Source organism: Magnetococcus sp. PR-3 (assembly GCF_036689865.1).
Taxonomy (GTDB): domain Bacteria; phylum Pseudomonadota; class Magnetococcia; order Magnetococcales; family Magnetococcaceae; genus Magnetococcus.
The window spans coordinates 141,288-157,906 of the sequence record NZ_JBAHUQ010000012.1; the positions used below are offsets into that span (position 1 = coordinate 141,288).

The window sequence follows — 16,619 nt, forward strand, 5'->3', positions numbered from 1 at the left end:
ATGGGCGAGACGATACCGTGTGACTGGCATAGATTAAGATTGCAAGTTTGGGTGCTCAGCTGATGGATGATCCCATGGAAAACGTCAGCTTCTGCCCCCTGGAGCCCGAAACCTGTGGAAAAAACGCTTAATGCTGTTACGCAACTGATTCTGGATTTTCTACAGGAAAACCAAAACAGTACCGATCGTATTGTCGACTACCTCCCACCAGAAAAACTGGCTGAGGTATTTGACTTGAGCATCCACCCCCATGGATTGCCCGATCATGAAGCACTCATCCCTGTGCTACAGGAGTACCTTAAGCACAGCGTCAAGACAGGCCACCCACAGTTTTGTAATCAGCTGTTTGCCGGTTTTAATTTCCCAGCCTTTCTTGGGGAAGTTTTTACAGCGCTGACCAACACCTCCATGTACACTTATGAAGTCGCTCCACTGGCGACACTGATGGAGCGCTACCTTATTGAAAAGATGGGTAGCTTGGCTGGTTTTTCTAATCCGGATGGTATTTTTTCTTCCGGCGGTAGCAATTCAAACTTAATTGCCATGCTTTGTGCACGCCAAAAGATGTTCCCTGACATTAAACGTACGGGGAGCAGCGTTCTGCCTCCACTGGTTTGTCTGGTTTCGGACCAAGCGCACTACTCTTTTCAACGCGGCGCTATGGTCTTGGGTTTGGGCTTAGATCAATTGATTAAAGTACCCAGCGATGATCAGGGTCGGATGAAACCGGATGCTTTGGAAGCTGCGATCCTTGAAGCCAAAGCAGCAGGCAAAGCCCCTTTTATGGTTGCCGCAACATCGGGAACAACGGTATTGGGCGCCTTTGATCCTTTAGATGCCATCCACGATATCGCCCGTGAACATGGTCTTTGGTTTCATGTCGATGGTGCTTTTGGTGCCTCTGTGTTATTGAGCGGGAAGCATCGGCACCATATTTCAGGGGTTGAGCGGGCAGACTCCCTGACGTGGGATGCGCATAAAATGATGAACATCCCACTCATAAGCTCAGTCATTTTAGTTCAGGAACAAGGGTTAATTCGTCAAGCTTGTGGTTCTGAAGGTGGACGATATCTATTCCATGAGCAGGATTATGATGTTGACCAATTTGAACTGGGTCGCAAATCTTTAGCATGCGGGCGTCGTGTGGATGCCATGAAGCTTTGGTTGGCATGGCGTTTTTTTGGCGATGAAGGTTATGCTGCGCGTATAGAGAACCTATTTTCGCTGACCCGTTATGCCTGTCAGTTGGTGGAGGCCCACCCAAAACTGCAGTTGATGGTCGCCCCTGAATCTGTGACGTTATGCTTCCGATATCAGCCTGAAAAGGCCGAGGATATTGATCGATTCACCGTACGGTTACGGGATCGTTTGGTTCGCAGTGGTGACTCTTTGGTAAACTATTCCGTCTTAAAAACGGGTGTTGTGATCCGTATGGTTTTTGTAAATGGTGAGATGCAGAGAAGTGATTTTGACCATTTTCTGGATCGACTACTGATGCATGGCAAGGCATTGGAAGAAGAGATTTAAGCCTTTTTGCCCCTCCCCCCCTTCCTTTTATCGTTTGAATGGTGGAAAAGGTTTGAGAGCGTCTGAGAGAGAAGCTCCCTGCCTTCCCCAGGATTCTTCTTTTCATTTTTTTAGCCCCGCAGACCCGCCTCTTCTGCACCCTCAGACCCCCCTTACCTTACAATTCGCTAAAGACACGGGCATGCAAGGCGCATGGTCACGATGCTGAGCGACTGCAAAGTGGGCGGTTGGCACGATTGAAACCGTCAAGATCCCTGAGCACTTCCCGAGCATTTGGCCTTTCATCTTTTTAGCCCCGCAGACCCGTCTCTTCTGCACCCTCAGAACCCCCTTACCTGACAATTCGCTAAAGACACGGGTATGCAAGGCGCATGGTCACGATGCTGAGCGCCAGCGAAGCGGGTGGTTGGTACCGCCAAATTCATCCGCGCGACGAGATATTCTGTTTTGGGACAACAGTGTATTGGAGATCCCCGGTTCCCCAGGTTTTGGCCTTGGCCTTGGCCTTCTAACGCTAAGGAAAAAACGATCGCGTGCAACCGACTCATAATCCTTAGGTTCACCAAGTCAGAAAAAGAACAACCCAACACACATAAAGTAACTTCAAAGCATTGATGTATAGCGACGTTCAAAAGCCAAGACAGGCACCAACAGCCAGGACCAAGCCGCCCTTACCAAGTGCTGCATGCGTTATAGACACAAGAAAGCCCCCTGAATCAAATTAGATCCAGGGGGCTTTCAAAAGTGTCTGAAGGGGAATTCAGACATGATGGAAACAACCTACTCCAGTGACATCACCTGGGGGGACAGGCATGTGCACGTATTGAAGCAGGCTGCCTCCATACACTTTAAAGCAACGCTTAGCGTGCTTTCAGCCAATCAGCGATGGCTGGTGGTACTTCACGTTGGGCACGGCCCGAAACGTAGATACCGATATGACCACCTTTGAAAGGTACTTCCGTGTAATCTTCTGAACCCACCAAGCCCTTGAGAACCTTAGAAGCCGCAGGGGGTACCAAGTGGTCAAAAGAAGCGTAGATGTTCAGTACTGGCATGGTGATATTTTCCAGCTTAACGGTTTTGTTACCGATTCTAGCTGTACCGTTCACCAGACCATTCTCTTGATAGAACTCTTTGATGAACTGACGGAAAGCTTCACCCGCTTGGTCAGGACTATCAAAGATCCACTTCTCCATACGCATGAAGTTACAGAGCTTGGTTTTGTCATTCATAATCTCAACAAGATCCAGATACTTCTGGCCTGTCAGAGAGAATGGCTTCATGGAGAGGAAGGTGAAGTTCAGCAGCTCTCCAGGAACATTGCCCATGGTATCAACAAGCAGATCTACATCCAGATTACGCGCCCACAATGACAACATGTTGTCAGGGGTTTGGAAGTCTACTGGTGTCACCATAGTGACCAGGTTCTTCACTTTGTCAGGATGCAGTGCCGCAAAGCAGAGGCTAAATGCGCCACCCTGGCAGATACCCAGCAGGTTAATGGCATCCAGATCATGCTCACGGCAGATGTGGTTGACCGAACGCTTGATGTAACCGTCGATATAATCTTCCAGACCCAAGTAGCGGTCGGAGGAGTCGGGGTAACCCCAGTCGATCAGATAAACATCCATTCCCTCTTCCAGCAAGCCGCGGATGGTCGAGCGGTCTTCCTGCAGGTCGGTCATGTAAGGACGGTTAACCAATGCATAGACAATCAACATGGGTACCGCATGGGGCTTCTTTACCTTAGGGGTAAAGCGATACAGCACCATTTTATCTTCAGCGTAGACGATCTCTTTATCACTGGCACCGACTTCAATGGCACCAAGCTCAGCGAGGTTCTTATACCCTTCGGCCAGATTCTTATTAAAATCGGCCAGTTCCTGGGCAACAGATTGGGGGGTAAGATTGATAGGAAACATGACTTACGACTCTCCCTGTTGGTTGCTGGCACGCTTAGTGGCCGGCTTTTTAGCGGCTGTCTTGGCAGCCGTGGTTTTAGCAGCAGTAGTACGGGCAGCAGGCTTTTTAGCCGGAGCAGCTTTAGCCGTAGTCCCGCCATTGAGTGAGTCCAACTCATTGCGTAGCGCAGCGAACTCTGCACGCAGCTCATCAACAGCAGATACTTGCTCTTTCAAACGGCTGTTCTCTTTTTGCAGATCAGCAATTTGGTCGGCCAAATCGTAGCTTTTACGCTTGAGCTGCTGCACACCCTTGTGGGCACGCTCCATCTCTTGACGATCAGGCAGGTTCATGGCCTTGAACATCTCGCCAGAGAGCTGTTGCTGGTGATGCTTCAACTTCATCATGGTGTTGATCAAGTTGGCATTAACAACCGCGTGCTCATCGCTGGCAGTGATATCGCCATAAGCCTCTTCAGCACAGTGTACCCACAGGTCATACAGACCTTTAAGGCTATCAACATTAAGCTTCTCAGGCTCGTCCATCATGATGTTGCGGAGCTCATCAAGGGACTTGGTGCCGACCGTCGACATCAAGGAGAGATAGTTGTGCAGAGCCTGTTGGAAATCCAACCAATAAAGCACACCCTCTTGATGCTGCTCTTGAGACTCACGGGTATAGCCCAGTGCGGGAACCGAGAGAAACTTTTCCATCTGGGTACGAACAGCTTCTTGATGGCTGTTGACTTCGTCGCCTTTCAGGCCGGTCAACCAGTCACCAGGGGTTGCACCCATGGAGGAGAAAACCCGACGGAACGTATCCATGGGCATGCCCCAGAAAGCCGTCAGAGATTCGTGCTCGCCCATCAGGGACTTAGGATCAAACATCTTTTTCAGATTGTTAATCGCTTCATCTACCTGCTTGTTCCAGTCGCTCAGAGCATCGCCGGTGGAGTTGGTAGAGAAGGCTTTCATGATCTGCTCAGAGAACTTCATGAACGCGTCAGACTGACCACCCAAAGCACTGGTAACCCAAGGCATTTGGGACATGCTCTCGCCACCACCCATAGACATCCAGGGTTTCATGCTCTCTTGCCAGAAACTCATGGGGTTGGGGGCACCTTGTTGTGGTGCGCCTTGGGCCATCATGTCCCAGGCAGTTTTGGACCAGGTGTCCCAAGATTGCTTTTGCATCTCGTTCCAGCCACTCATCCAACTGTTGAAAGCTTGCGCGTTATCCGACATGACTCTCTCCGTCTTTAATCTATTTTGATGTGGGGGGGTCCGGTGGCCTACAAACCCCGTAGGCCACCGGTTAACATGCCCCACCTCAGAGGGGATTTTATAATCCCGTTGAGGACCTACCCCTCTCATCTACCCAAGGTGTAAGGTTGATCACCTTAACCAGGTAGGCTTACCTAAGGGGTGATTACTCACCAGCTTTGGCAGAGTTCACTACGGCTTCCAGGTTTTGCTCAACCAGGGTAGCAACTTCGCCACGGGTTTCGTTCATCAGCTCAACGGTTGCGTTGGCGTGCTTAACCATCTCTTCGCCGAAGGACTTGGCCAGCTCGGCTTGGCGGTTCATAACTTCACGGGCATCCTTAACTTCACCCAGCAGTTTCACTTGGGAAACGCTGTTGTTGATGTAAAGGTTGGCCAGGGTGATTTGCTGTTGAGCCAGCTTCTGGAAAGCACTCTCGTTGATCTTTTGGAAGCTGTTCATGTTATCCAGCAAAGATTTAGTCGCATCGTTCCACTGTTGAGCAAACTTGTTATCCATTTTACGTCTCCTTGAGATATGGGATGCAACGCGTTTTGCGTTGCAACATGTTGCGATGCAGAATACGCAGATTTCGGGGTGTCGTCAAGCGTTTTTTTGCATTGCAAAATAAGAAGCGCGTTTTTGGGGATGCCACCAACAGGAATAGAGGAAACTAAAACACCAAAGACTTTGTTTTTAAAGCAAAGCCTAAAAGATAACGGTCTTAGCCATCATCTTTCTTTTTGCCACCTGACAAGGTGGATTGCCACTGATTCCAGAACTGCATGTTCTGTTCAGTTGCCTTATTAAACATTTCCATAAAGCCAAAAGGATCTTGCTGAGATTGGGGTTTACCATCTCCCATTTGATCCATAAAATTCTTTTGATTATCCAGATAGAAGGTAATGCTTTGCTTGAGAAAATCCCCCGTGAAGGACTGCATAGCCCCACCATAGAGACGGATAATCATCGTCAGAAAATCGGTACTAAAGACCGGATCACCCTTCTCTTCTTCATCTGCAATAACCTGCAGTAGGATGGTACGGGTGACATCTGAGCCACTTTTGGAGTCGATGACTTTAAAGACCACCCCTTCCACCACCAATTTTTGAATGCCCTCTAACGTCACAAACTCAGAAGTCTCTGTATCATACAGGCGACGGTTGGGGTATTTCTTGATGATGCGGGGTTGATCCATGGTCACTCACCTAAAAAAAATATAGATATTCGCATGTCACAACCTCATAAAGGATTGTGACCTTGATCCCCATTGTGTGCCAGCGCCCTATAAAAATTCAACCGCTTTATGGTGGAGAGGGATGCTGTGGCACCTGAAAATGGGGTCTAAAAACAAACAAGAAGATCCCACCACCCATAAAGGCAGCGGGATCTTCCATGATCCTTGTGGATAACAGCCAAGCTGTCATCCTCATCCATATTTAGTGGGTGTACATACCACCATTAATGGAGAAGTCAGCACCGGTCATGAAACCAGACTCTTCAGCAGCCAGGAACTCAACCAAGCGTGCGATCTCTTCAGGCTTACCCAAACGGCCAACAGGGATCGTAGCGATGATCTTGTCACGGATCTCTTCATCAATCGCCATCACCATATCGGTACCAATGTAGCCAGGAGAAACCGTATTTACGGTAATGCCTTTACGGGCAACTTCCTGAGCCAGAGACATGGTAATACCATGCATACCCGCTTTAGCAGCAGCGTAGTTGACCTGACCAAACTGGCCTTTTTGACCGTTGACGGAAGAGATGTTTACGATACGACCATACTGACGCTCGAGCATACCGTTTAGAACGGCTTTGGTCATGTTCCAAGCACCTGTCAGGTTCACATCAATCACGGCTTGCCACTGATCAGGCGTCATTTTCTTCATGACGCCATCTTTGGTAATACCAGCATTATTAACCAGCACATCGATGGGACCCAGGCGGCTTTCAACTTCTTCAATGCCCTTAACGCAGGAGTCATAGCTCTTAACGTCAACTTCAACCATCACAACGTCAACATGCTCAAGCTCACGCTCTTTTTTCCACTTTTGGACGCGCTCGCACTCCATCAGTGTACAGGTGGAAGCCACTTTGTAGCCTTGGGCATTCAGGGTACGGACAATCTCGGTACCAATACCACCAGCACCACCGGAAATCATAGCAACGCGATCACTCATGAGAAACAGCTCCTTCAACTTCTACAGATTCAGTATGTTCGTTTAAAAAGCGGGCGGTGTTTAGGGTAAACACCGCCCTGCCCTGTTTGACTCATAGGTCAGTATGACCCATTAAACTTTTTCAACGGCCAGTGCGACACCCATGCCACCACCAATGCAGAGTGTGGCCAAACCTTTGTTGGCATCACGACGCTTCATCTCATGCAGCAAGGTAACCAGTACACGGGCACCGGAAGCACCGATGGGGTGACCTAAAGCGATGGCACCACCGTTAACGTTAACCTTGCTCAGGTCAAAGCCCAGGTCCTTGTTGACAGACATGGCTTGAGCGGCAAAGGCTTCATTGGCTTCAACCAAGTCCAGATCAGAGATCTGCCAGCCTGCTTTTTCCAGACACTTGGTCACCGCAGGGATAGGACCGGTACCCATGATTTTGGGGTCAACACCAGCGCTGGCATAAGAAACCACTTTAGCCATAGGGGTCAGACCAAGCTCTTTGGCCTTGCTGGCAGACATCACCAAAATGGCAGCTGCACCATCGTTGATACCTGAAGCATTACCTGCCGTCACAGTACCTTCTTTTTTGAAGGCTGCACGCAGCTTGCCCAGGGACTCTGCAGTGGTGCCATGACGGGGGAACTCGTCGGCATCAAAAACGATTGGATCTTTTTTACGCTGAGGAATAGAGACAGGAATGATCTCATCGGCAAAGCGGTTCTCTTTTTGTGCGGCTTCTGCTTTTTGCTGGGAAGCGGCAGAGAAGGCATCTTGCTCATCACGGGTGAAACCGTACTTTTCAGCGATATTCTCAGCGGTGCAGCCCATGTGATAGTCGTTAAAAGCGTCCCACAGACCATCTTTGATCATGGTATCAACGGCTTTCCAGTCACCCATGGTTTGACCACCACGAGAGTTAGGCAGGACGTGAGCAGAAGCGCTCATGTTCTCTTGACCGCCTGCGATCACCACATCCGCGTCACCACATTTAATGGCCTGAGCAGCCAAGGCAACAGACTTAAGGCCGGAACCACATACTTTATTGATGGTCATAGCTGGGGTCTCAACAGAGAGGCCAGCGGCTAAAGAAGCCTGACGTGCTGGGTTTTGGCCCACACCGGCGGTCAATACCTGACCCAAGATAACTTCATCAACCTGTTCAGCTGCGACACCAGCTTTTTCCAACACACCTTTAATAACAGTACTGCCCAACACACTGGCCTCTTGACCACTGAGGGTGCCCAGGAATTTACCGATGGCCGTGCGACCGGCTGCTACGATGACCACATCTTCCATTTTCCCACTCCTTAAGTCTGAACTCTAAATCAAGAGCCAGCACCCGCATACGAGCGTGGCTTGGTATCGACAGAAGCCCACATAGAAGCATGTTCCCCGTCGTTGTGCAACGCAAAAGAACAATCGCCCAGTTTTTCGTCCATTTTTTATCCACTGATATTTATATGCGTCATTTCATATGCTTATACCAAGACAGCTATCACCGACACATGTATGGCCCATTTAATTATCAAATGATTGACGCCCTCTTACATGCTGCCTATGATGGTTCTGGGAACAGCTTTTACGCACTCTCACAAAAATGCCACCGGGCAAACATAACGACTTGGATTCTTGGTCTGTTTTTGTTTGAAACACGAATTAATAAAGCCCGGCTTTCATTGGTGTAGTCACAAGAGCGAAGGCACAGGGGCGCGCTTGTGAATGGTTACACCCCTCTTGACCATGTAAAAAAAGCAACCACGCAGCCCACACTGGTGTCGCTGCAGCTTTTCTATACATCGGACTGACTGAGCAAGCCTCACCTTAATTTTGGCAACACCATTGTGGTGATTGCCCCGTAATTCTATGCAGTAATACAATTGATGACAGATATTAAGGTAGAACGGTGAGAACCATGGCTCAACAAGATGGACCTGAATGGTGCGCAGGCATCCAAAATCTCAATGCTGCACTGGCCCAACCTGTACAGGGGGAAGTTCTCTCTGTCATTGAGGACCATGTGGAGGTCGAAACCGGGTTTGGCATTGTCACTGTACGCGGTCATGGCCTAAAACCGTGTGATGAAGTGGTCATTCGTAACGGCTGGGCCATGCGTGAAAAAGACCGACACCTACTGGGTTTCTGCGTCTAAACCAACGTCTACGATCTTACCTAAAATTCCGCATCGCAAAAATTCTCTTGCATTCACCCGTTTACTTTTTGTATTTTATAGATATTGGACAATCTGACCACATGAATGCTTTTCAATCTTTGAGGGTTTCTAACGATGCCAGAATCCAAGACAGCTCCATGGTTTAACCCTTTTGAACCCTGGCTTGCACCTTTTCATGACTCTATGCATGACACCCTAAGAGCCTATTGGGGCGAACGTCATGTCACTACCATGTGCCCCTGTTGTGACGGGGACGGCATGTTAAATGCTGACCTGCCCATCATGGACCCCATGCTCAACCCTGTCGCCCTATACTCCTGTGACTACTGTGAAGGTTCCGGTGAGATGGAGATGGTGGTCGACAAAATGTACCAACTGGGTGAAGCAGGACAGGCGATGATGGAAACAGGCCTGCAAATGCAGCGTCTGGGCGTCAAAATGTTTAACCAACTGACACGCCAGAACATTCGCACCGCCCATGTGGTTACGGAAGGCACTCTGGCCATTTTGCAAGCAGGCCATGGTGAAAGCGACCCCATACAAGTCATGCGCCACCGCGCCCGTGCTGTTGAACAGACAACGCAACGGTTGTCTGAGGTTGTGACCACCAATGTGCAACAGGGCAGCGTTAACCGTCGCCGTGCCATGCAAGCCCTAAAGAAGAACGGCCATATTGCTGTGGACGCCATTACCGACATGGCCACCGCACCTGACCGAAACAATCAAGCGGAAAAGAGCTAAACCAAATCGCCTGATAGAGGATACAAAAAGCCCCGACCGGTCCTATTGATCGGTCGGGGCTTTTTGTTACAAGTATGCAGAAAAACCAACAAAAACATCGCTGAGCAGCAACCTTAGATTGCCTTTACTATCGATAGCTATTATCATTTATATTTAATACTTGAGGGTAGAAAATCTCACCCCAATGACCGCAGGAGAGACCACCATGACCCTGGCTGATCTACAAAAAGGTCAAAACGCACGTATTGCGACACTTAAAGGTAGTGACCAAGAGCGCAACCGACTCATCGCCATGGGCTTAACCTCTGGAAAAGAGGTCTCTTTACATCATGCGGCCCCCTTTGGTGATCCTCGCATCTACACCATTATGGGTTACGACCTTTCTCTGCGTAACCGAGAAGCCAAAATGATACATATTGAGCCGATTCCTAGCCGTTAACAACCTTCCCCTGCCCAACCAAAAGAGCCCTTCATGCTAGAGAAAACCCCCACGGATACGCTAACCTTCTGCTTGGTTGGCAACCCCAACTGTGGAAAGACCTCCATCCTTAACCGGTTGACAGGGGGGAAAGATCAAGTAGGCAACTACCCACGAGTAACCGTTGCCGTTAAAACCCGCCATCTCTCTATGCAAAAAAGAGAGCTGGACCTAGTGGATATGCCGGGCATCTATGCATTAACCTCTGCCACGACAGAGGAGCGTGAGACACGCAACTATATTCATGCCGGTCAGGCGGATGTCATCATCAATGTCATCGATGCAGGCAACCTGGAACGTTCACTGTTTCTCACCACACAATTAATTGAGATGGGCACGCCTATGGTGTTTGCCTTGAACATGATTGATGAGGTGGAAAATGAGAATTTTCAGGTTGATGAAAAGCTGCTTAGTGAAATGTTGGGGGCACCGGTTGTTAAAACATCAGGCCGCACAGGTCTGGGTATGGACGCCTTAATTGCCGCAGCCCTTGAGCAAGCCGATACGGGTCGCGTGAAACCCCGTCGCTTTGTCAATTTTGACCTACACCTGGACCGTGCTGTTGGTGAGATCACAGAGCTGGTGCAGGAACTTCACCCCAACAGCCCTGATGGTGAAAATAGTCGCTGGTTGGCCATCAAACTTCTTGAAGGGGATGAGGAGCTCATTACCCGTGAAGGCGACCATGAGCAGTTACTTCGCCTGGTCCATCGTGCCTGTGATGATTTAGAAAAAGACCATGGCATGGCCTGCAACGCGATGATTGCAGATGCCCGCTACGGCCATGTTAACGGTCTTCTTAATGAAGCCGTTAGCCGCACCCACGCAGTGGACAAACGTCACCGTTTTACCCACCAGCTTGATCAACTGTTTTTAAATCGTCTTCTTGGATTACCCATTTTCTTTGGGTTGCTCTGGTTAATGTTCCACACCACCTTTACCCTCGGCGCCATCCCCATGGACTGGATTGAGTTAGGGGTAAAGTTTGTAGAGGACGGTGTAGCGGGCATTATGCCTGATGGATTGGCCAAACAGCTGCTGGTTGAAGGCATTATTGCGGGTGTGGGTGGAACCCTTATCTTTTTGCCAAACATCATTATTCTATTTTTCTTCATGGCGATATTTAGCGAGTCTGGTTATTTGGCCAGAGCCGCTTTTCTCATGGACCGTGCCATGCACCTATTTGGCCTGCACGGTAAAGCGATGATACCCATGGTTATGGGGTTTGGCTGTAATGTCCCTGCGGTTATGGCAACCCGTACCATTGAGGACCGCCGGGCCCGCATGGTCACAATTTTGGTTAATCCGTTTATGTTGTGTGCAGCCCGTTTACCGGTTTTCATTCTGTTTGCCGGGGCTTTTTTTGCAGAGCATGCAGGCAGCGTTGTCTTTGCCATGTATATGATCTCCATTTTTGGCGCCATGGGTGCTGCGGTTATCCTTAGCAAGTTTATCTTCAAGGGAGAAGACAGCGCTTTTGTTATGGAGCTACCGCCCTATCGTATTCCCACCTTGCGCAGTGTCTTGATCCACATGTGGGACAAAGGCATGAATTTTCTCAAGAAAATTGCTGGCATAATTTTAGTGGGCTCCATTGTGATCTGGGGCATGAAAGAGTTCCCCAAAGATATCCCCTGGAGCCAGGACTACACCACACAAATCATGGTGCTAGAGAAACAGATCGACCCAACAGACACTCAACAACAGCAGCTCATACACTTGAAGCGTGAACAGAAACAAGAAGCACTAGAAAACAGCTATCTGGGACAAATTTCCAATACCATTTCACCGGTATTTGCCCCCCTTGGGTTTGATTGGAAAGATACCGTGGCCATCCTTACAGGCCTACTGGCTAAAGAGGTGGTGGTGGCCAGCTATGCGGTGATCTATGCCCAGGATGAAGGATCGACAGAACAGTCCGCCACCCTTCGCAAAGCGTTGGCCGCCAGCATGTCCCCGCTGGTTGCTTTTGCCTTTATGATCTTTGCGCTGTTTTATGCGCCATGCATTGCCACCATTGCCACCATCCGCCAAGAAGCAGGGGGCTGGCGCTGGGCTATCTTTTCCTTTTTCTTCAGCTTCAGCCTGGCCTGGAGCATGGCCTGGATAATTGTACATATTGGTGGTTTACTACTGTGACTCAGGTTGCATGGTGGGAGTGGCTGATTTTAGGTCCTGCAGCCGGATGGAGTATTTTTTACATCATCCGAGGGTTTTACCGGGCGTGGCACCCGCGGGATTCAGGCTGTGGAAAAGCGGGGTGCTCTTGTGATACCCCCTCATTGAGCTGCGAAAAAAAAGAGGAACCGACCTCAGCCACGCTGCCGTTCCCAAAACCGCGTCACCGACCATAAGAATAACCCTACAACAGCAGCACACAGCCTTTTTGGTGAGTGATTGCATACCACTGCACACAGCTTCGCCCCCTTAGATAGAGGATTTTATGATTGTGTGAGACCTAGGCTTTACCAATTTAGATTTCAGGCATTATAAAAAAAGGCTGCGTTATGAATAACGCAGCCTTTTTATTATTCTTACAGATCAATATCTATCAGGCATCCAGCTTTTGCTGGGTTTCTTGGGGATAGCTCAAGGCAATCAGGTTTTGGAAGTTGGCTTGTGAGAACAGATGAGCCATGATCAGCTTGTAATAACCATTATGCACCAACATCAGCATGGTTTCATCATCCAAGCCATTCAGCTTCTTTTCATCGACCTTCATAAAGCCACCAAAACTATTTTTGGCCTCATTCAGGGTCCACTCAATTTTCGCCTCTTCCAACAGCTCCAACTCTTCAAGCTTTTTGGCAAACAGCTTCATCCGTGCAAAGCCGGTATCAAATGACTCCAGAAACTTTGCGGCTTTTTCAACAAACGCCGTGGCGTTCCCTTCTTCATCAAACAGCGCTTCACCCTCAGCTTCATCAATGGCCTTACAAGCCATATCCATACCCACAACAGAACGCTCACCCTCTTCATCACGCACCTGAATAAAGGGATAACGACGCAGAAAAGCAGGCATATATGTGGTACCAACCCAGCTGCCGGCCTCCCCTTGTACATGCACATTGCTATTGCGCTTAAGCCCCATCAAGGCCAGTGAGATCACTTCACCATCAGGATCTTTGGCAAACAGAATAGGATGACTATGGGAGCAGGGAAAAAATTCCAACTCCGTCACAGGACAGCTCTGAATAGTAGCAGCAAAACTGGCATCCAGGTTGGCTTTAATACGCAGCTTACCATGTTGCTGCTGATTAATAGGTTCAACCTGCTGATAGATTTGGGTCTGCATGAAAAAAAGCTCCTACGAATGGATTACTTGGTTTTGTTGTCATTAACTGTGGTCACGGCCGGGTCTTCCATTTTACGCACATTGTCAGCCCCTTTAAGTACCATCTGAACACCATGGGCTAGCTCAGCCAAGGCAACAGCAGGTAAGACGATTTGATGCGTTACACGGCGCACTTCCGCATTATCATCTTTATCCAGCCCTACAACCTTATACCCATTAATTTTGATCACACCACCACGGGCCATAATGCCTGCAACCCCATCCATATAAACCTCTTCGACAGGCTGGGGGTTAGGTACCATCTTTACCTTTTCCGCTTTATCCCAGGTAATGGCCTCGACATGCTCATCCTTGGTGCTGCTTGGTGTCTTTTTACTCATGATTGTTTCATATCCTTGGTATTAACTCATGCCGAAGCGCCAGAGGCTACTTCACCACTATTGCCATTGGAAGGGGAGCGTTGTTGTGCGGCCTGCCCCTCTCCCCCTTCGACTTGTTGATCACGCTGAGCATCCATATCTTCAGCGCCTTCTTGAGGTATCGCGGCCCCTTCTTGACGACGACCACCCTCTCCAACATCACCCTGCTGTGAACTTTGCTGCTGCGCACCATCCTGATCAGCCCCCTGATCCGTCTCCCCCTCTAAACCTTGTGATACAGGTGCGTTGTTCTGGTTCTCTTGGTTACGGTCAAGCCCGTTATTACTGGATGGAGCGTTGTTTTCTGCACCATCCTGGCCCCCACTGTTGCCACTAAAGGAAGGTACACCACGATTGCCGGTACGATTATCCTGGGTACCAAAGTCGGTATCACCGGGATTGCTTGGAGGATTGGTTTGGTTCTGAATCTGTTTAAACAACTCACTGACCCAACGGTTGGCCTGTTCAGCAGCCTGCTGCCCTGCCCCCGTTTGCGTGCCTAACAGATGATTAGGCTGGTTGTTCTGCTCTTGCCCCTCACCCTGCTCCCCCTGTTCGCCCTGTGCTTGGCGGGGCTGCTGGGCAAACATTTGCTGGCTACGCTGATCCATATCCGCACCTAACTGTTCTGGACCACCCCCCCCTTCACCAAACAGACCACGCTGCATGGGGCCCTGCCCTGGACCATTAAAACCACCTCTTTGATCGGCAGAACGATCCAAGGGTTGATCATCACCAAGGTTCAGATTACCCAGCTGGGCCAATTGGGCCAAAGCTTCAAAGCTCAGATCCTCATATTCACCAAAATTACTGAACACAAAAATGGCCCCACTACCCAGCTTACCAACAATCCCATCCCGATCATCTGGCAATTGTGTTGTGTTGGAGCGCTGAATCTCCTGCAGGGTGATATCACCATATTTGGAGGTCACAACCAGTGTCTGCTTGGAGGTACCAGACATCCAAATACCTTTATCCCCGACTGTCAGTGCATCTTCTTCCTGAATAAGAATACTACCGTGCTCTCGGTTCAGCGCATTAAGCGTATCCACCTGGGTATCCAGATCCCCTGCCCCGAGGAAGTAGCTCCGTCCTTCAACACCCAGCCCCCCACTACTTTCCAGATTCAACAGCGTGGAGCTGAAGTTGGCCCCCTCTAACAAGGAGTGATCCGCAATACCCCCATGACCATTATTACCCGCTTGCACAGTAATAGTCTGCCCGGCTGAGACCTGAGTGACCCCAAAATCGCCTTCAACCGAGATCTGTACATTGCCCTGTTCACCTGCACGAACATGGGTACCTTCAGCCATCATCATGTTGCCAACATCCGTTGTAATGGCAACAGAACCCGTCTGACTGGTTATGTCAGCATGCTGATTAATGGCATCGGCATCCACAGCCACATCCCCACTGGTTGCCTCAATATCCCCAAACAACAGCAGCCCGCCAGATTCAACCGTTAAGGAGACTTGCCCCGCCCCCTGGGCGACATCAACACCTTTATCCGAGACCGTCATTGTCTCGGATTGATGCAGATTAATCTCACCCTTCTGACTGTGGATACCATCCATCGTATGGACCGTACTATCCAGGTCATCAGCGGTTGTTCCAATATCATCTACGGCTGAAATTTGTAGGGCACCTTGGGTGGTGACGTTGGCTTGCTCACCCTGCTGGTTATCCAGAATAGAAGCCCCGCTTTCCAGAACCAAATTCCCCATCTGACTGTGCAACTGTGCCAGCTGAATATCACCATGGGCTTGATAGAGAATTTGGCCATTTTCCGTGGCTGTCAAAGCACCAGAATGCATATGGATACCACCATTAACGGCATGGAACTGGACCGTTCCTTGCTGCGCCGTCCAGACATCTCCTCGCTCACTCTGGGTGATATCTTGAGCAGCAGTTACAGCGACCTCTCCATGGGGAGACCATAGGGCACCATCCAATGTAATGCTGCCCTGGTTTGCCTTGAGCGCAATATCACTACCTGAGACACGTATTTGAGCATCGCTACTCAGATCACCTGAAACCACTTCAATATTCACATCCCCCACACCTGAGATCAAAACACCCGTGCCGGTCACATGCAGACCGTTATGGGCTTGAACATTAAGATCTCCAGCACCTTGAATGGTCGCCTGCAAGGATCCAACATCAAGGTCTAGATCCTCAGACACAGCACCAATCTGCCCACCGCTTGTAAAGGTGACATGACCAGTCGTCGTCAGGTTGGCCCGTTCCATTTGCTGCATATTGGCCAAACTATCTGTAATGGTCTGAGCACTGTTAAAGAACATGTCGCCATCCAACGCAACAAGCTGAGCCAGCTGCATATGCCCCGCAGCGTTCACCTGAATATCACCATGCATGGTGCTGGTCGAGGTATCCCCTGCCATCACCACATCACCCACCTGGCTGGTTAACACCACTTGGCCCGCTTGACCTGTAGAGAGATCTCCACCTTGGCGTATAACTGCAGCTTCCAGTGTAATCGTGCCACTGGTACTTGTTATATCTCCATCAAAAGCCATCGCTCCCATGGATGTTAAGGTGATTTGCCCAGCATCACCTTGTACGACATGTCCCTCGGACTGGGTAATATCCCCAAGGCTTGCGGTAATGGTGATGGCACCCTCTC

The 16,619-nt window shown here is 49.6% G+C and carries 14 protein-coding genes; 5 read left to right on the forward strand and 9 right to left on the reverse strand.

The window, feature by feature from the left end; translation table 11 throughout:
- Positions 1-114: 114 nt before the first annotated feature.
- The gene (locus V5T57_RS08920; RefSeq protein ID WP_332890849.1) at positions 115-1,527 is read left to right on the forward strand and encodes a pyridoxal phosphate-dependent decarboxylase family protein; all 1,413 of its coding nucleotides are present in this window, start codon (positions 115-117) and stop codon (positions 1,525-1,527) included.
- 860 nt (positions 1,528-2,387) lie between these two features.
- Here the strand turns inward: V5T57_RS08920 and V5T57_RS08925 are convergent.
- The 6 genes from V5T57_RS08925 to V5T57_RS08950 form a co-directional block, all read right to left on the reverse strand.
- Positions 2,388-3,449 carry a class III poly(R)-hydroxyalkanoic acid synthase subunit PhaC gene (locus tag V5T57_RS08925; RefSeq protein WP_332890850.1) on the reverse strand — a complete coding sequence of 354 codons (1,062 nt, stop codon included), beginning with the start codon at positions 3,447-3,449 and terminating at the stop codon, positions 2,388-2,390.
- Between the two features lie 3 nt (positions 3,450-3,452).
- The gene (gene phaE, locus V5T57_RS08930; protein ID WP_332890851.1) at positions 3,453-4,673 is read right to left on the reverse strand and encodes a class III poly(R)-hydroxyalkanoic acid synthase subunit PhaE; all 1,221 of its coding nucleotides are present in this window, start codon (positions 4,671-4,673) and stop codon (positions 3,453-3,455) included.
- 184 nt (positions 4,674-4,857) lie between these two features.
- Positions 4,858-5,211: a phasin family protein gene (locus V5T57_RS08935; RefSeq protein WP_332890852.1), complete on the reverse strand. Its 354-nt coding sequence runs from the start codon at positions 5,209-5,211 to the stop codon at positions 4,858-4,860.
- A 205-nt stretch (positions 5,212-5,416) separates the two neighbouring features.
- Positions 5,417-5,890 (reverse strand): polyhydroxyalkanoate synthesis repressor PhaR, encoded by a 474-nt coding sequence (phaR, locus tag V5T57_RS08940; protein WP_332890853.1) that lies wholly within the window; start codon positions 5,888-5,890, stop codon positions 5,417-5,419.
- Positions 5,891-6,131: 241 nt separating this feature from the next.
- The gene (gene phbB, locus V5T57_RS08945; protein WP_332890854.1) at positions 6,132-6,875 is read right to left on the reverse strand and encodes an acetoacetyl-CoA reductase; all 744 of its coding nucleotides are present in this window, start codon (positions 6,873-6,875) and stop codon (positions 6,132-6,134) included.
- 111 nt (positions 6,876-6,986) lie between these two features.
- Positions 6,987-8,168 carry an acetyl-CoA C-acetyltransferase gene (locus V5T57_RS08950; protein WP_332890855.1) on the reverse strand — a complete coding sequence of 394 codons (1,182 nt, stop codon included), beginning with the start codon at positions 8,166-8,168 and terminating at the stop codon, positions 6,987-6,989.
- Between the two features lie 616 nt (positions 8,169-8,784).
- Here V5T57_RS08950 and V5T57_RS08955 point away from each other — a divergent pair.
- The 4 genes from V5T57_RS08955 to feoB all read left to right on the forward strand — a co-directional run bounded on the left by V5T57_RS08955 (position 8,785) and on the right by feoB (position 12,400).
- Positions 8,785-9,021 (forward strand): hypothetical protein, encoded by a 237-nt coding sequence (locus V5T57_RS08955; protein ID WP_332890856.1) that lies wholly within the window; start codon positions 8,785-8,787, stop codon positions 9,019-9,021.
- A gap of 135 nt (positions 9,022-9,156) precedes the next feature.
- Complete coding sequence (locus V5T57_RS08960) at positions 9,157-9,783, forward strand: hypothetical protein (RefSeq protein WP_332890857.1); 627 nt, start codon at positions 9,157-9,159, stop codon at positions 9,781-9,783.
- 205 nt (positions 9,784-9,988) lie between these two features.
- Complete coding sequence (locus tag V5T57_RS08965; protein ID WP_332890858.1) at positions 9,989-10,222, forward strand: FeoA family protein; 234 nt, start codon at positions 9,989-9,991, stop codon at positions 10,220-10,222.
- Positions 10,223-10,255: 33 nt separating this feature from the next.
- Positions 10,256-12,400 carry a ferrous iron transport protein B gene (gene feoB, locus V5T57_RS08970; protein WP_332890859.1) on the forward strand — a complete coding sequence of 715 codons (2,145 nt, stop codon included), beginning with the start codon at positions 10,256-10,258 and terminating at the stop codon, positions 12,398-12,400.
- Between the two features lie 412 nt (positions 12,401-12,812).
- Here feoB and V5T57_RS08975 read toward each other — a convergent pair whose 3' ends face one another.
- The 3 genes from V5T57_RS08975 to V5T57_RS08985 all read right to left on the reverse strand — a co-directional run.
- A complete protein-coding gene (locus tag V5T57_RS08975; protein ID WP_332890860.1) occupies positions 12,813-13,556 on the reverse strand; it encodes a SapC family protein in 744 nt (247 codons plus the stop codon).
- A gap of 23 nt (positions 13,557-13,579) precedes the next feature.
- Positions 13,580-13,936, reverse strand: a complete 357-nt coding sequence (locus tag V5T57_RS08980; protein WP_332890861.1) for a hypothetical protein — start codon at positions 13,934-13,936, stop codon at positions 13,580-13,582.
- 26 nt (positions 13,937-13,962) lie between these two features.
- Positions 13,963-16,619 (reverse strand): hypothetical protein (locus tag V5T57_RS08985; protein ID WP_332890862.1); only part of this gene is annotated, 2,657 nt, incomplete at its 5' end.

Bases quoted from the DNA above. Each gene is read 5' to 3' on its own strand.
- V5T57_RS08925 (WP_332890850.1), bottom strand. From the start codon at position 3,449: ATGTTTCCTATCAATCTTACCCCCCAATCTGTTGCCCAGGAACTGGCC.
- phaE (WP_332890851.1), bottom strand. From the start codon at position 4,673: ATGTCGGATAACGCGCAAGCTTTCAACAGTTGGATGAGTGGCTGGAAC.
- V5T57_RS08935 (WP_332890852.1), bottom strand. From the start codon at position 5,211: ATGGATAACAAGTTTGCTCAACAGTGGAACGATGCGACTAAATCTTTG.
- phaR (WP_332890853.1), bottom strand. From the start codon at position 5,890: ATGGATCAACCCCGCATCATCAAGAAATACCCCAACCGTCGCCTGTAT.
- phbB (WP_332890854.1), bottom strand. From the start codon at position 6,875: ATGAGTGATCGCGTTGCTATGATTTCCGGTGGTGCTGGTGGTATTGGT.
- V5T57_RS08950 (WP_332890855.1), bottom strand. From the start codon at position 8,168: ATGGAAGATGTGGTCATCGTAGCAGCCGGTCGCACGGCCATCGGTAAA.
- V5T57_RS08955 (WP_332890856.1), top strand. From the start codon at position 8,785: ATGGCTCAACAAGATGGACCTGAATGGTGCGCAGGCATCCAAAATCTC.
- V5T57_RS08960 (WP_332890857.1), top strand. From the start codon at position 9,157: ATGCCAGAATCCAAGACAGCTCCATGGTTTAACCCTTTTGAACCCTGG.
- V5T57_RS08965 (WP_332890858.1), top strand. From the start codon at position 9,989: ATGACCCTGGCTGATCTACAAAAAGGTCAAAACGCACGTATTGCGACA.
- feoB (WP_332890859.1), top strand. From the start codon at position 10,256: ATGCTAGAGAAAACCCCCACGGATACGCTAACCTTCTGCTTGGTTGGC.
- V5T57_RS08975 (WP_332890860.1), bottom strand. From the start codon at position 13,556: ATGCAGACCCAAATCTATCAGCAGGTTGAACCTATTAATCAGCAGCAA.
- V5T57_RS08980 (WP_332890861.1), bottom strand. From the start codon at position 13,936: ATGAGTAAAAAGACACCAAGCAGCACCAAGGATGAGCATGTCGAGGCC.